The following is a 15,330-nucleotide window of genomic DNA, read 5'->3' on the forward strand; positions in this document are numbered from 1 at the left end:
TGGCCTATAGCCATTTGTATAACGTCATAATCGACACCAGCATCAGATAGTAGGCTGGCGGTACTTTTACGCCCTGAGTGGCTTGAGCCTTGTTTAAAGCCGCAACTCTTAAACAGGTTTCTAACGTAGTTCTCCATGCTTGAGCAAACTAGCGTTTCTTTTTGCCCGTCTTGAGTTTGATACTTTTTGACGTTAAACGACAACTTAACCCAGCGCTTACCGCTCTTAGCTAAAAATAGAGGGCTGTCACCATTTAACCCGCCATAACTACCGTCAAGGGACAGCATGCCTTTATCTTTAATGCGTCTGTCACGCCAAGCTAAAATGGCTTGCCTTTGTTGCTTTAAAACTAAAGCACAGTCACGGCTTTGATTGGTTTTGGTGTAATCAGCTCTCATTCTAAAAATAGATTTCAGCTCGCCTGATTTAGTAAAAACATCTTTAACTAGCAACTGGCAAGTTTCACCAATGCGCGTTAATGAGCCGAACAAGAACCAAATTAAAGCTACGTTTCTCTCTGCGGTTTCACCACGATTAGCATTAGCAAGTATGTGCTTTAGCTGCGCTTTGCTTTCTATTTTCCCTGCGCCTTTTCTGCTTGCTTCAAGCCGCTTTACCGCGTCAGAAACAGGCCGTCTACGCACAGGCTTATGACCTTTCTCAAATGGCATATAACACCTAGTTTACACCCAATTCCAACATAGTATATTACATAAACACCAAAAACCACAGGCGTTGTGTTTGTTGGTGATATTGGAATAGTAAGCTAAAAGGGTTTACTCTTATCTGTTCACTCAGGCATATATAAAGCTTTACATTGCGAAAACGGACAAATGTCACTACAATAAAAGACAGATGTCTTAAATGGTAAGTTTCTAATGAGTACACTACAACATAAAAGCACACGGCCCGACTTTCTCAATGTCGTCACGCTTGGTAAATTAAATACACACTCAAACCCCATGGCTGAAATAGCCACAGCACAAATCGGGATCACAACAGCCGGTTTGCGTGCTTTTTCTACGTTAATGCATTGGGAAATGGGTGTTATAGCCAAAGCACTGGGGACGACTGAACGCACTTTGTTACGCAACAAAGAAAAGCCCTTAAATAAACAGATCAGCGAGAATGCGCTAGAAGTAGCAAGATTATCAAGCTTTGGTGCGGGATATTTTGGTAATATCGACAACTGGAATACGTGGCTAGACACGCCGAACGTCCAATTTGATAATCAACCACCGCGTTCAATGATGAACAGTATCCGTGGGCGCGAATTGATACGAAGAGTTATTAACGGACTACAGTATGGATTTACCGCGTAATGATTGTTTATCGTATAGGTCCTAAGCAATATAACAATGTGAGCAACTGTCTTTCAGGGTTAGGCGGCATGGTAGCGGAGGGCAGATGGCATTATGCCGGTGCACCCATTGTTTATACCGCATCAACACGCTCACTGGCAATGCTTGAGCGGTTAGTTAATGACTCTCAAGAAATTCTTAAAGAAAATCTAAGTGTCGTTATTATACAAATTCCAGATACTTTGAAGGTAAAGCGATTGGTTGAGGGTGAGCTTCCTGCGGGTTGGAACGCATACCCGTATGCTGCGGATACTCAGTCAATTGGGAGTGACTATTTAATGTCCGAAGAGGCTGCTGTACTCCAAGTGCCGTCAAGTCTATGTCCAGAAGAATATAACTTTATTATCAATCCCCAACATTCCGATGCAAGTAAAATTAAATGCATTGACTGTTCTGACTTTGTTTACCCAAATCGTCTAGCTACTAAGCTGTAGTAAATAAATTATTGATTATAAGAAACACTTCTTTATGGTATCTACCTTATCGGCAGGTACCATTACCTCCACTGATGAAAAGTCGAATTTATGTAACGCAATAATACGATGCCTACCGTCACCAACATACGGCAATTTTTCTTCTGATAAATAAACCATTGGCATATCAATTTCACCGTTAGCAATTGCATTTTTAACTTTATCGTATCGTTCGGCGTGCAAGCTCAAAAAGTGCTCTTCATTAAACGCTATTAGCTTTTTTATACCAACGCTTATGGTCACCAGTTTAGAGCCACAAAATTTCTGATCTGTTTTGATGAACCTTAACTTAGTTGGTGGCTTATATTTGGAGCATATGGGAATTTCTTGTACAGAGTAAAAATTGAATTTTTCTATTCTAGTTCTTGCTAATCGCTCAGGGAACGAAGAAAACAAAGCTAAGTTTCTTGCCCTGGATTCTGGCGCTAAATATTTCGGGGCATCAACAGCGCCCTCACCAAAAATATCATCAATGGTTAAATTGCATTTAGTTACTGTCATACTAAAAGTTCCTTTTAAAGTTAACTACTCAAAAGCTTCATCAGGCATTGGCCAAACAAAAATTTGTTTCTTATGCTCAAACAAAGGGCATCTTTCAATAACCCCTTTATCGTAACCAGTTATAGCGCTCAATGCATTTTTGGGATTTGAATACACTTGAGCTGCTTCGGGGGTACTACCCCACCCTCGTTTATACTCACTGCCCATTGGCTCAGAGAAAGCTAAATATTCATCTGTGTCTGTTTTATTGACAACAAACACACATAACACAACGCCTGTTGAAAGCCCTATTCGCTTTAGTTCGGCTCGGGTTGGGACACGTACATCAACATTTGACTTTTTCTTTCCGTAAATAGTCACGAATTTATCCATTGTTTGCGTGAAAATCTAAGCTATATAAAAAACTAATTAGAGTAAACAAGCATATTCAATAACCTTTAGCACGCGCATAGCTATTTGAAAGCGGCTCTAAATTATTTCCATCAATGACTTTAGAGCCTTTTAACTCAGACATATCAATAAACGCTGGTCTATTACTACTGTAGTAGTCAACGTCTGCTCGTAACCTGTCTATATTTAATATACCTCTTTTAAGTGCTTGAGTGCATCCTCTTTCAAAACTATCAAACTCCGCACTATCTTCACTGTAGGGGTTTTTAGAGTAATTGCCTGACTTTAATCCATCATCAAATGACATAAAACCACCGTTAACTGTTTTTTTACACAGTGTAGCTTATCTAGTGTTTTTCCTACACTTTAAAAAGCGGTAACAACGTTAATTATTAATTGCTTGTTTTGGTTTTGTATAACTTTTAGTTACCTTAATTTTGAATGAGTAGCGCAATTTATGATAGATGCTAACTTGGATAAAAATTATTATTAGGGTGCATAATAAAATGTCCAAAGTTAGTAAAACAATTTCTACATTAAGAGATTTGTATTTGAGGGGCTACGTACCCCAAGTAGGTATAAGCGGCAAGGACTCCTTTTGTGTAGCGCACTGTGCTGCGGAAGCGCTAAAGCAGGCGGTGTTGGTTAATCCTAATGTTGGGCCACTACATGTTACTACGGTTGATACAACAATAGACAATTTTGAAATAATGGATTTTCTAAAAGATTGTCATTTAGCTTTAGAGTCGTACGGGGAAGAGTTCAACTTACCAATTGTATCAACTTTTATACAGCCTAAGACGCAATCAAGGCCTCTCGTTCAGTATATCGGTCGCGGCCTTTTGTTAAGAACAATGAATAATCAGGTTGGCAGACGGCAATGCACATCAGATTGGAAAATAACCCCCTTAATCGATTTTACTAAGCAACTGAAATCTAAGTATCAAACAGATAAAATATTAAATCTGTCAGGCTCCCGCTCCTCGGAATCCAAAGCACGAGCGGTAGCGCTTGACCTACGAAATGAAACAATTGACGTAGTTACATTAACAGATATGGGCTACAAACTTGCGCCGAGGATCCAAATATGTAAAATAAGAACAGGATACTTTTTGATCACTTATATCACAAGGGCTAGAGTTAAAATAAGTATCCTGACGAAGAATGATAAAATTTCCTTACAGGATACTATAAAAAACGAATTTTTCTGAAGTAAACTGTCTAGTGAAAGCTGGGAAGTCCACTTAGTGCTCTCGTAGCTATAGACTTTATGCAATCTATTTGATTTCAATGTAACCCTTACAATTTTGTTGTGCTAGCATCGGAAGCATAATTCTGATTTGCTTAAAGGAGAAATGCATTGGCCAGACGAGGAAATGGTTTAAGGACGGCTATAAAGGTTGTTAAAGCTATAGATAGAGCCAACAAACAAGCCACCCGCGAAGCTCAGCGTAGAAAGAAAGCTCGGCAACGTGCTGAAGCTCAAGCACTTAGAGAGCATGAAAGAGGTGTGCGTGAAGCTCAGCGAGAACTACAGCGGCAAGTAAGACAGCAACAATCCGCAGCAAAGCAAGCATTTAAAAATGCGCTATCAAATGCAAATGAAGAGTACCAAGACCGCTGCGAAGAACGAGCCGCCCTTAGAAAGCAATTCATACAAGAGGTTTTAAGGTAAACAATGGATAATAATTTACTGATATTAGCAGGCATATCTTTGTTAGCAGTTTTGCTGACCTATATAGTGACGAAACGCTCTGCGGATAAAAAAGTTGGACAGTACAAGTCAATTGATGAAGCGTTAACGAAAGCCAAAGAAGAGCACGAGACATTAAAGAAAGCAAATGAATCACTACAGCAAACTAATGAGATAGCAAAGCTGGCGCTTTCCAAAATTAACGCTGAAACTGCCGACCTACAAGCTTTGAAAGGACAAGATGACTCTCTTAAAGTTAATATTCTAGAACAGCAACAGTCTCTTGACGCGGCCCAAAGCACTCTAAATGAGCTTAATGCCAATATTGAAAAGAGCGAACAGGATCTGAACGAGCTTATGGGTGGGATAGACTTGTATTCACGACTCGATGAATATACTGCTCATGGTCACTTTGAAATGCCACAATATCTCTACGAAACATCAACTCGCTATTCTGAAGGGATCAAAGACATACGGCAGCAACAAAAAGATATGATTAAAGCCAAAACCGCAGTCACCTTCCCAGAAACGACCGTTATTTCTAATGATAAGCCTTTGAATAAAAAAATCCTCAATGGTCAAGTTAAGCTAATGCTAACTGCGTTCAATATTGAATGTGACATGCTTATTGGCAAGGTTTCTCCAAGCTCATTTGGTCGTACGCTGGAACGAATCGAGAAACTAGCAAACAATCTAGAAAAGTCAGCTGCGACACTGGAGTGCGGCTTTGATATTGACTACATCGAACTAAAATTCGAAGAATGTAAGCTTCAGTATCAATATACCCTGAAGAAGCAGGAAGAAATAGCCGAGCAGAAGCTTATCAAAGAGCAAATTCGTGAAGAGCAGAGAGCAATAAAGGAGTTTGAAAAAGCTATTGCTGAAGCTGAGAAAGAAGAAAAAATGTATCGAAACCTTCTTGATAAAGCTCAGCAAGAGCTTGCCCAAGCTAATGAACAAGAACGTAGTGAAATGGAACAAAGAATAGCCATTCTAGAGCAGCAATTAGCCGAAGCTGAAGCCAAAGAAGAACGTGCCAAGAGTATGGCGGAACAAACTCGTAAGGGCCATGTGTACGTGATAAGTAACATTGGTTCCTTTGGAGAAGATGTTTACAAGATAGGCTTAACACGCAGGCTTGAGCCTATGGACAGAGTTAAAGAGCTTGGTGATGCCAGTGTACCATTCCCATTTGACGTACATGCCATGATTTATACTGATGATGCACCTGCACTCGAAACAGCTTTGCATCGTGAATTCCATTCTCAACGTGTTAATGCAATTAACCTTCGTAAGGAGTTCTTCAGTGTCGATCTAGAGGAAATTAAAGATGCCGTTGAGAAAATCGCTGGAGTAGATGCTGAGTTCAAAATGACCGCTCTGGCGGAAGACTATTACGAAAGCCTCCGTCTTAGTGATGCCGCATGATTTAATAGTTTTTTCCACCTTCGAATCAGCCAGTTCAGCGCTGGCTCACCTTTGCACCCCACTGCGTGCTAGCAACGTTAAACTTCGGCCAAAGTGAAGTGTCCAGTTTATGTTTCAGTAAATTCCATTAAGAAATCTATAAAGAGCCTTAAGTGCAGTGGTAAGTTTTTGTAGCGTTGCACACTGCTTAGTTGTTCAACCTTAGAATATTTATATGTTATTAGTGCATTTAGAATAGGTAAAGCTATGTTTCATTTACTTTTTATACCAAAAGAAAAGAATGAAAAGTTGGACGGATTATTGAAAATTTAAGATGAAATTCATTAAGTTAAGGTGCAATATGAGAGCTGATATTTTAGGTAAGGGTTTAGGATGAAGTATGAACAGTTGGTAGAGTTTTTACTAAAAGCAGATGACCTGCTGCTATCAGGTGATTTAGTAAAACTGCAAGTCTACGTAGATGAGCACGAAGCACATGAGTACCAGTTCGATTCAGCACTTTATGAAGCTCAATACTATTACGCATTGGCTAATTGTTATTCTGCCTTATATCACCCTCGAACGTCCAAGTGGTACTCACAAGAGATGGTAAAAGTAGCTGTTTGCTATCGAAAAGCATTAGCAATGATAAACAGCGTTGAGGCTTCACCTAATACCATAAGGTTAAAATCAATGATCTGTACAAACTTAGCCAATCACCTTTCTTCACAAGGGCGAGCATTATGTTGTATTGAACTTTATGATGAAGCAATACGATTAGACAATAATCCGGTTGCCTACGTTGCAAAGGCTCGAAATGAACTGTTTATAGCAGATTCTATCTATGACTCAGGACATAGAGAATATCATTACTATACTGCTGCGAAACTGTTAGAAGAACTCAAACCTTTTGAGGAGTTGCTTGAACCAGAACAGCGTATCCCAATTGATGAGGGTGGACGGCTTCATCATTTTAGAAGCTGGTATCACGAAAATTATGAAAATTATTCATTTAACTATTTTGATGAATTTAAAGAGCAATTTGAATCTAACAGACAGAAGAAATACTTATCATGGTGTGCTGATAATCGGCTATTTATCAACGATTTAAATGATGTATGTAAGTCTGAGATAGTTTATCAAGATGTACTTGGTTTATCTTCATTTACTCAACGCTTCAATGATTTACTCAGTGAAACTGATGAACTGACTTATCACGGAAACTACGATGAGATTAAAAATGATTACTGTTATGCGAGATACTTAATGTATCAAGCAATGTCTATTGAAAATGATGAAATTCATTACTCTAACAAGACCTTTCAGCACGTAGATACTCGTTGTGGTGCGATTGATAATTTGAAAGTCAGTCATTTGAAATCTGCATTCAAAATCCTATATTCCCTTTTCGATAAAATTGCTTATTTCATTCACCGCTTCTTTGATTTGAATGACATATCAAAAGACAATAAGATCTACATTGATAAGCTATTCCAAAAGCTCAATAGTAGAAGTTGGAAGCCAAACGAGAAGTTGGAAGGTGGTCAAAACCACTTCATCAATGCTCTTTTCTTTATCCTACAAGAATTGAGAGATGTAAAAGGGTTTGAATCAGTCTCAAAATGGATTAATCCGAGTGCTGAAAAATTTAGCGAAATTAGAAACGCTATGGAACATCGCTCTTTGGTTGTTGTTGACGCAGAGTCATACCACTTGATAACTAACTTCGATATCGTAAATAAGCTATCAACTGAGCGCTTCAATAGTGGTTATTCAGAACTGGAAACCAAGTTAGACGAAATAAACCAGAAAATTGCAAACGCTCGAAGGTCGAAAAACAAGGATTTAGAACAAAAAAATAGGGCTAAGCAAAAAAAGCTTGAAGATAAACTTGCGGGCTTAAACTCTCAACGATATGAAAAACAAAAGCTTTCTTCTCATACACTTCATATAACGGTTGATGACCTTGAAGTTCGACTATTTTCATTAATAAAGTTAGTCAGAAACTCCATAATGTATCTATCATTAGCAATCAATTTAGATTCAGAGATGAAAAAGGAACATCAAGAAGGTATCGCTTTACCTCGTGATATACCTTTGAGATAAGGAGTTATATCTCTTCTCCAGCTTTTAGTTTTGTATTCAATATTTTTAGTTCTGTGTGCTGAGTCGTATCGAACTTAGCACAATATTAAGCTTGGTTGATTTGAGTAATGTCCATTAGGTTTGCTATTGGTATTTTAGGCATTGAAGCGCTTGTTCTAAAACATTTCTTTCCAAAAATTAGTTTAACGTCCGTTCTCACAATTGAATTTATGTTGTTAAGTTATTGTTGAATGGCAGCAGTTGGCACAGAGCTGTCATTCGGCTCTGAAGCGTTTTCGTCCATCAACGTGTTATAAATGTAACTCGCCTATGCCCCATTTCAAGTTAGCAAAGACCAAATGTTGAAGCCTAATAGTATCAACAAGCCCTAGTTATAGTAATGAATTACGGTGTCTAACGAATTAACGATATTCAAGCAATGTGATATGAAACACTACAAACTGGTTAGTATTATTGATAAGTTGATGATATACATCGACTGAAGCCAATGAGCGGTAGACAATGGAACGATTAGACCTGTCAATTATCACTAACAAAGAACGCGTTAGACTATTTCTTAATTACTTGGATGTATTCTTTCAAGATTTCAGGAAGAAATCTTTTGGTTCATCATATTTTGAAGGGGATAGCTATTTTAACGACACAAATATATCAGGGGATATTAATGGAAAAGAAGAAAGTTTTTTCATAAGAATAGTTTCAAGTTTAGACGGAAATTTAAAATATTTGGAATTTGATGATAATAAAAGTGGAGAGTTTAAGGAAAAAATAAACCAACTGATAATTGACTCACTTATGAAATCTTTGGATGATAAAAAAGATATTTTTTATCGAAGGTATCATTATACTTATACTGGACCTCAGCTAGATGGTGAATATTGGATTAGAGGTTTTAGAATTGCCCCTATTATAGATGATGTCAAAAACAAGACTTGGGGTAATGTCGAAAGATACTTTTCTATAGAGTTAAATGTTAGTGCAATTGATGGCCCTGATGCTGATGCTAAAGGGAACATCGAATCTGATATTATAGCGGCTCGATTATCTTTACTACTTGATATAGGAATTAACCCACCAATAACAGAACATAAATGGTGCATTGACACTAATGACCTTTCTAACTGTGAGAGTAAATTATATCAGACTGGTTACTATGGCCTTGGTCATAATCTTAAACGTATGCCAAAGAAAAAAGAGTTGATGCCATGCGGAAAGTTTAATAATAGTGTATTTCCTCACCTTCGTTTCATTGGTGATTTATTATGTTTACCGAATGAGACCAGAAAGTTATTTTCAAAACTAGACAACTCTTCCGATGAAGTTCAGGAAGCTTTTAATAATTGTTGCTTTATGTATCAAATTTCGTCCACTTCGGGAAGATATTCTCCAACAGTAAAATTATCATATCTTGTGGCGTCTATAGAAGCGTTAGCTCAGTGTGAGTCTAGTGAAAATAAGCACTTCAGTAATTTTATACGTCACTATGCAAAAAATGAAATAAAACTTAGTAATATTTTAGATTTCATGCACGGTGAAGTTAGATCTGCTCATTTTCATAGGGGGAAATTTGCTGGCGGTGAATATAAATATGAAAGAAATTCAGTCATTACATTTCAAAGTGTTGAATCTAGAATTAGAGACTTACTATTCAGAGAAAGTTATCGAATAGTTCGAATTGCTATAGCTAACTGGATTAATCAATTTATAGAAAATGACCGTTAGCTTCCTATCCAAGAGCAATAAACGATGATTAATAAGTATCTCATGTCATGGCTAATGAAATTAGGCTATTGTTATAAATTTCATTACGTTATCTGATATGAAATCAGTCATATCGTACTAATTGTAAAACGTTTTTATCCATCGACGGGTTATGAATATAACTCGCCTTTGCCCCAATATGAGTTTCGCCGTTCAAAAGGTAAATAGGGTGAATAATGCTTTGGCTATAGAAAAAGCTAATGTTATAGGGTTTTGCATAGTCTAGACGTTATGTTTGCCCCATCATTTGGTTTTTTTGGGGCTAGCGCCATTTGAGTAAAATGAAGTACTCTGTTATTAAATATCTTTAAGTGAACGATTTCTATATGTCTAAAAATGTTACGAAACAAATCATTGATAATCTCAATGAAGATAGTTTTCCTGCTATACAGCTTCTTAGTGGGAAATGGGGTTGTGGTAAAACATATCTCGCGAAGCGCAGCATCGTGCCTATGCTAGAGGATAAATATGACCAAGCTCATTATATCTCTTTATACGGGGTGTCTAGTTTAGATGATTTTAGAGATAAGTTGGTGTCATTAAGTTACTTCAATAGCAAAAACTCCATTAACAACTCTTCAATGATTAAAAATGTTATTGGCAATGTAGCAAAAGGATTCGGGGATAGAGGTGCAACTCTAGCACTTGCAAATTCTCTTGCTCAGCCAATTAAGCAAAAACTGCTCTCTAAGATAAGTAATTGTGCTTTCGTCATCGATGACTTGGAGCGAGTATCAAGTAAAACACTCGCTTCAGAGGTACTTGGTGAATGTTTAAATCTGGTCGAAAATAATATCAATGTTGCCATGCTAGTTTTAGCTAATGAGGAGCATATTGAAGACAAATCTATTCTCGAAAAAACCTTCAACAATAAGGTTATACTAACCTCTTCACCAGACGAGATTTTTGGGGTTATTAGAAATAAATATGATCGACATCTGGATGATGCAACCTCTGCTTCAGCTAAAGAAGTTATTTCTAGACTAAAAATATCTAATTATCGAATCGTACTCCGAGCCATGCAGCGCTTTGTGCCTATTAAAGCTCAGATAGAAATACTTCATGACGTTGATAAAAAATCTGCACTTTCAAATGTTATAAATCAAGTCTTTGCAATCACTTATGCTCATTATGAGTATGGAGCTAGTTTTGATGAGATTTGTCAGGAGTCAACAAGGCATTCATCTGACAAAGACAAAATGTTTGATTCAGAAGATGGACCTAAAAAAGCGGTGGAGAGTGCAGAGGAAAGGTTGGCTTGCTTACGTTTGGAAAACATACGTCGCTGCATTCAGAATCCTACAGGCAATGTAACACCTGCCTTAGTCAGTTATTGTCTTAATATAACAACGATGCCAGATGAACTAACCAAAGATTTTAACCTCCCAATACAAGGTAAACTCCTTGATAGAATCAAATCTTTTTCTTTTTATGACCTAACAGATGAGCAATTTGAAGAAGCTGTGAAAGAAACTAAAGAATTCTTATTTGGCAGCACAGTCGAACCTAAACACTTTTACGATTGGTTTACAGCACTTAATGCTTACATCTTCCTTATTAAAAATAAGTACATACAAGAAAATATTAACGTTGAGTATGAAAGAGCTAAAGCGATGGTTGAAAATTCAAAAGCTCTTAAGCCAGTATCTCCGCATCGTTATCAAGAGATGAGCCTTCAAAATATGCACCCCTTAGTAGACGAACTGTATCATTTTGCTAAGCCCTTAAATGATAAGTTATCTATTGGTATTAAGCAGAGTGAACTTCAAAAACAATTTCTAGCTTGCTGGTCTACAGCTAGTAGTGAAATTTACCAGAATTATGATATGAAACCTTTTTTACACCTGTTTGATGCAAAAGAAGTCTACCAAGCCTTCGAGAGCTGGAAGTTGTTAGACATTATAGTTTTCGGCCAGTTTATCGAGAGTAGATACACAGTTAGTAATATTCGTGAATACTTACAAGATGAGTTTAAGTTCGTTCGTCAACTTAAAGAACACCTCGAATTAAAAGTCCCTTCAATGTCGGCCTCCAGATTAAAAGGCAGCCTTAATTTGTTGATAGAAGATTACTTGGATAAGGGAGTTAAGTTCATTGAGAAAGCAGAAAGTTATAATAGAGATTGAAGTTAGATAAAACCAAAACTCCGTAACAGAGATTACACAAATTAATTTTAGGGGGAGTTTGTCGGGAGAATATAAAATTTATCTTAAAACTATACATTACCTAATCGTTCACCTTTAGAAGCGTAGGACTAACTCATTTATGTCCATAAATGAGTTAGAGCTGAAGGACGGCTCTGTGCCATGAGCAGATAGTTGGTTACAGTAACCCCCCAACATATAATTAAATAAAAAAATCGACTAACTTATCTGCGACTATTTCAGATTTAAACTATAAATAATGTATCAATCACAAGGCATAAATCCGACATGGCAAGCTCAAATGTAAGTTTAAAATCACCAAAATCATATAGATTAGCTTTAAAAGTGATCTTTAACATCTTGAAAAAGTGGCAGGTTGATGAAAAAAGCAGCGTATTTTGCTCGGTAACCCCGCGACTGATGTATTTGAAACATGGAAATGCGGCGAGGTAACATCGTTAGAAAATGATGTATTAGAGCGAATTTCCTACATGGTGGGTATCTATAAAAATTTAGGGACCCTGTTTCCTGAGCAAAGGCAGGCTAATTGTTGTGATTCAATGAAACCGGACACCAATTTAGGTGGTATTATTACCACTCAAACAGAGGTGTTCTATGACAAAACAACGTCGCTCTTTTTCTCAAGAGTTTAAACTTGATTCAGCAAAATTAGTCCTTGATGAAGGATACTCATTCCCTGAAGCTGCTCGCTCACTAGAAGTCGGTGAAACAGCGCTTCGTCGCTGGGTTAAACAATTACAAGATGAGCGTGGTGGCACAACACCAAACTCTAAAGCTCTTACTCCTGAACAGCTTAAAATTCAGGAGCTTGAAGCTAAAATTAATCGACTTGAAAGAGAAAAAACAATTTTAAAAAAGGCTACCGCTCTCTTAATGTCAGACGAGATGAACAATATTCGTTGATAGGCCATTTAAGTGAGCATGAGTCTTTAGAAATGGTCTGTAGCGTGTTTGATGTTCCGCGTTCTAGTTATTATGATTTTAAGCAGCGTGTGGCATCAATTAAGCTTGAAGAGGTGCAGCTTAGGTCAACGATTAGTGAGTTATTCTCACTCAGTCGTGGAGCTGCTGGTAGCCGCACATTAGTGGCGATGCTAAACGACGCTGGCTTACCTATTGGTATCTTTAAGGTACGCCGCATCATGCGTGACTTGGGATTGGTATGCAAACAACCAGGGCCTCATTCATATAAATTAGCGACGGTGGAGCGGCTAGATATTCCAAACATACTTAACCGTGAGTTTGACGTTGATGGCCCAAACCAAGTTTGGTGTGGGGATATTACGTATATTTGGACAGGTAATAAATGGTCTTATCTAGCTGTTATTATCGACTTATTTGCTCGTCGTGTGGTTGGCTGGGCAATGTCAGATAAGCCTGATACTGACTTAGTTATTAAAGCATTAGATAGGGCATACGAGCAACGAGGCAAGCCACCTGGGCTGATATTTCATTCAGACCAAGGCAGTCAGTACAGCGCAAAAAGGTTTCAACAAAGGCTGTGGCGTTACCGTATAGAACAAAGTATGAGCCGCCGAGGAAATTGCTGGGATAATGCCCCGATGGAGCGCCTATTTAGAAGCTTAAAAACGGAATGGGTTCCTTCGTTAGGTTATAGTAATTACCAAGAAGCTGAAAAAGATATTAGCTATTATTTAATGAATTATTATAACTGGCGCAGGCCACATAGCCACAACCAAATGGTTGCCCCTGCTATAGCAGAAGAAAAACTTAATTTACTGTCCGGAATTAGTTGACCACAACAAATGAATGGCTTCATAAGCCGAATACGGCGTTTGGCGAGTCCTCAGCGCTAGATTTTTTGTTGATCGGGCTAGTAGTGAACTTGCGCGAAGTAAGACATTACTTAGATGCACAGTTTTAACTAAACACCCGCTAGCTACGAACAAAAAGTTAGGGCAACCTAAAGTGTGATTACCAATTCTAAGTTTATTTTGATACTTAACCTTATTTAATCTTACTTATCCATGGATTATAAGTACCTTGCAACTTATAAATAGCGTAATTTCTCCATAGTTCTTCACTATCTGCTGGATATTTAATGTGCCAACGCAGCATTAGGTTTTGCATTCCCCTTAAAGGTAGCCCATATTCAGAATTCATATAAAGCATTGATCGTGCTATACGGCCTTTAACAATATCTTGAGGCTCTACGAAAATCTCATCCTTACTTACTCCGTAAACTCGCTCAAAATCAGAGCAACCTTTCTCAGCATACCTGTTCTCGGAAATTTCATCTGGAATTTCTTTAAACGGGTAATTACTTCGAGACGAATTTACACCACCGTGGGTGGGCCAAAGATTGTGTAAGTCAGCTTCTGCTCTTTTATAAGAGACTGCTTGGCACGTGTCTCTACTATCACAGCTATGATGATCTGCAATCCAATCAGCCGAATATACGTGCTCTAAAGTCATCGTTTTTGTTTTGCCTTCATGGTTCAAATAGTAGCCTTTATTATTATATGGGATTGAGCAATACAGCCCTTCGCCTCCAAATATATATAATTTATCCCAAAACCAATGATCTCTAGCTGTATTGTAGTCCGGAATTACCGTTTGGTCTGCGTTAACGTAAAACGTTAAAAACCAAAATGAGATAATTAAAGCCTTCATATTTAATTACTCAACTCTCGTGTTTATCTATGTTTGCATTGAAAAAATACACAGTGTTAATTCCTCTCGGAGAGACGCCAGTTTCACTGGCGTCCAACTGGATTGATTTGTTATATTAATCCCATCTACAAAAAACTACGTTTACCTGATCCGTTAAAGGGCAAATAACAAAGAAGTACCCAACGTTCGCCTCTAAGTAGTGGACTAGCGAAGTGTCGTGGTTTTCACTGATATGATTTTTAAAATAGTTTTTAAATTTAATTTCGTCAGTTGAGAAAGTTAAATCGGAACTAGCTTGTTCTACAGCTTGAATAACAGCCCTCTTCGCAAGAGCCTCATCTAATTCACCATCTAAGTAATCATCGATATCATCGTACAAAGTAATAGCTAAGGTATCTGACATTTTTCATTCCTTCGTTAGTTTAAATAAACCTGAACAGGCAGTTAATCAAGCTACTGAAAAATAATATACATCGTATTAGCGAGAATCCCCTTTAATATTCAATATACGATTTCAAACAGCCTCACTTTAAATAACTTAGACTCAGATACATGTAATTACAATTTATCCACCAAAAAAGTATAAAATTCATACAGGGGAAAAGTATCTAAAATTACTGGTAAGAATTGATTTCTAAGTCAACTTTTTCAATGACTATACATCGCATAAAGTTGAAACTTCGGCAAAGTGCCAGTTAGGCCCGGCAGAAGTGACTATAGCTGTAATAAGGCTCACCGACTTTCTCACGCATTTCATCGAATACTAACTGCAACGTCAAATGTTTGTGCTGCTTTAAATCCTTATTGATGGTGAGCCAGTCAGGTGTTGGGTATCTTTT

The 15,330-nt window shown here is 37.6% G+C and carries 16 protein-coding genes; 10 read left to right on the forward strand and 6 right to left on the reverse strand.

The genetic code is table 11. The features are described 5' to 3' along the window. The coding region (locus H5232_RS19590) for a tyrosine-type recombinase/integrase (RefSeq protein WP_182831363.1) at nucleotides 1-671 on the reverse strand (671 nt) is incomplete at its 3' end. 207 nt (nucleotides 672-878) lie between these two features. On the opposite strand from H5232_RS19590, the gene H5232_RS19595 reads away from it, so the two are divergent. Both H5232_RS19595 and H5232_RS19600 read left to right on the forward strand, forming a co-directional pair. Continuing rightward, nucleotides 879-1,322, forward strand: a complete 444-nt coding sequence (locus H5232_RS19595; RefSeq protein ID WP_182759079.1) for an MbcA/ParS/Xre antitoxin family protein — start codon at nucleotides 879-881, stop codon at nucleotides 1,320-1,322. Further along, complete coding sequence (locus tag H5232_RS19600) at nucleotides 1,322-1,795, forward strand: RES family NAD+ phosphorylase (RefSeq protein WP_182759080.1); 474 nt, start codon at nucleotides 1,322-1,324, stop codon at nucleotides 1,793-1,795. Before H5232_RS19595 ends, H5232_RS19600 begins: the two co-directional genes overlap by 1 nt. Before the next feature lie 15 nt (nucleotides 1,796-1,810). Here H5232_RS19600 and H5232_RS19605 read toward each other — a convergent pair whose 3' ends face one another. The 3 genes from H5232_RS19605 to H5232_RS19615 all read right to left on the reverse strand — a co-directional run bounded on the left by H5232_RS19605 (nucleotide 1,811) and on the right by H5232_RS19615 (nucleotide 3,032). Further along, nucleotides 1,811-2,335 carry a hypothetical protein gene (locus H5232_RS19605; RefSeq protein ID WP_182759081.1) on the reverse strand — a complete coding sequence of 175 codons (525 nt, stop codon included), beginning with the start codon at nucleotides 2,333-2,335 and terminating at the stop codon, nucleotides 1,811-1,813. Between the two features lie 24 nt (nucleotides 2,336-2,359). Then, nucleotides 2,360-2,695 (reverse strand): hypothetical protein, encoded by a 336-nt coding sequence (locus tag H5232_RS19610; protein ID WP_182759082.1) that lies wholly within the window; start codon nucleotides 2,693-2,695, stop codon nucleotides 2,360-2,362. 67 nt (nucleotides 2,696-2,762) lie between these two features. Then, entirely contained in the window at nucleotides 2,763-3,032 is a 270-nt protein-coding gene (locus H5232_RS19615) for a hypothetical protein (protein ID WP_182759083.1), read from the reverse strand. Nucleotides 3,033-3,231: 199 nt separating this feature from the next. On the opposite strand from H5232_RS19615, the gene H5232_RS19620 reads away from it, so the two are divergent. The 8 genes from H5232_RS19620 to H5232_RS24760 all read left to right on the forward strand — a co-directional run bounded on the left by H5232_RS19620 (nucleotide 3,232) and on the right by H5232_RS24760 (nucleotide 13,742). Further along, nucleotides 3,232-3,936 (forward strand): hypothetical protein, encoded by a 705-nt coding sequence (locus H5232_RS19620; protein ID WP_182831364.1) that lies wholly within the window; start codon nucleotides 3,232-3,234, stop codon nucleotides 3,934-3,936. A 149-nt stretch (nucleotides 3,937-4,085) separates the two neighbouring features. Further along, complete coding sequence (locus H5232_RS19625) at nucleotides 4,086-4,400, forward strand: hypothetical protein (RefSeq protein ID WP_182831365.1); 315 nt, start codon at nucleotides 4,086-4,088, stop codon at nucleotides 4,398-4,400. Between the two features lie 3 nt (nucleotides 4,401-4,403). Further along, entirely contained in the window at nucleotides 4,404-5,846 is a 1,443-nt protein-coding gene (locus H5232_RS19630; protein WP_182831366.1) for a DUF4041 domain-containing protein, read from the forward strand. Nucleotides 5,847-6,218: 372 nt separating this feature from the next. Continuing rightward, on the forward strand, nucleotides 6,219-7,931 hold the full coding sequence (locus H5232_RS19635) for an LA2681 family HEPN domain-containing protein (RefSeq protein ID WP_182831367.1): 1,713 nt from the start codon (nucleotides 6,219-6,221) through the stop codon (nucleotides 7,929-7,931). A 501-nt stretch (nucleotides 7,932-8,432) separates the two neighbouring features. Next, nucleotides 8,433-9,653, forward strand: a complete 1,221-nt coding sequence (locus tag H5232_RS19640; RefSeq protein ID WP_182831368.1) for a hypothetical protein — start codon at nucleotides 8,433-8,435, stop codon at nucleotides 9,651-9,653. Between the two features lie 365 nt (nucleotides 9,654-10,018). Then, the gene (locus H5232_RS19645; protein WP_182831369.1) at nucleotides 10,019-11,818 is read left to right on the forward strand and encodes a P-loop NTPase fold protein; all 1,800 of its coding nucleotides are present in this window, start codon (nucleotides 10,019-10,021) and stop codon (nucleotides 11,816-11,818) included. Between the two features lie 633 nt (nucleotides 11,819-12,451). Beyond that, nucleotides 12,452-13,614, forward strand: a protein-coding gene (locus H5232_RS19650; RefSeq protein WP_182831370.1) for an IS3 family transposase whose coding sequence is annotated in 2 segments (ribosomal slippage) — nucleotides 12,452-12,707 and nucleotides 12,707-13,614 — 1,164 coding nt in all. Because the reading frame shifts where the segments join, the coding sequence is not laid out codon by codon here. Next, a complete protein-coding gene (locus H5232_RS24760; RefSeq protein WP_182831371.1) occupies nucleotides 13,611-13,742 on the forward strand; it encodes an MbcA/ParS/Xre antitoxin family protein in 132 nt (43 codons plus the stop codon). Before H5232_RS19650 ends, H5232_RS24760 begins: the two co-directional genes overlap by 4 nt. Before the next feature lie 83 nt (nucleotides 13,743-13,825). Here the strand turns inward: H5232_RS24760 and H5232_RS19660 are convergent, their stop codons facing one another. Further along, on the reverse strand, nucleotides 13,826-14,491 hold the full coding sequence (locus H5232_RS19660) for an endonuclease (protein WP_182831372.1): 666 nt from the start codon (nucleotides 14,489-14,491) through the stop codon (nucleotides 13,826-13,828). A 115-nt stretch (nucleotides 14,492-14,606) separates the two neighbouring features. Then, entirely contained in the window at nucleotides 14,607-14,894 is a 288-nt protein-coding gene (locus H5232_RS19665; protein ID WP_182831373.1) for a hypothetical protein, read from the reverse strand. Between the last annotated feature and the right edge of the window lie 436 nt (nucleotides 14,895-15,330).

The organism is Pseudoalteromonas sp. SG41-5 (assembly GCF_014164495.1).
Taxonomy (GTDB): Bacteria; Pseudomonadota; Gammaproteobacteria; order Enterobacterales; family Alteromonadaceae; genus Pseudoalteromonas; species Pseudoalteromonas rhizosphaerae.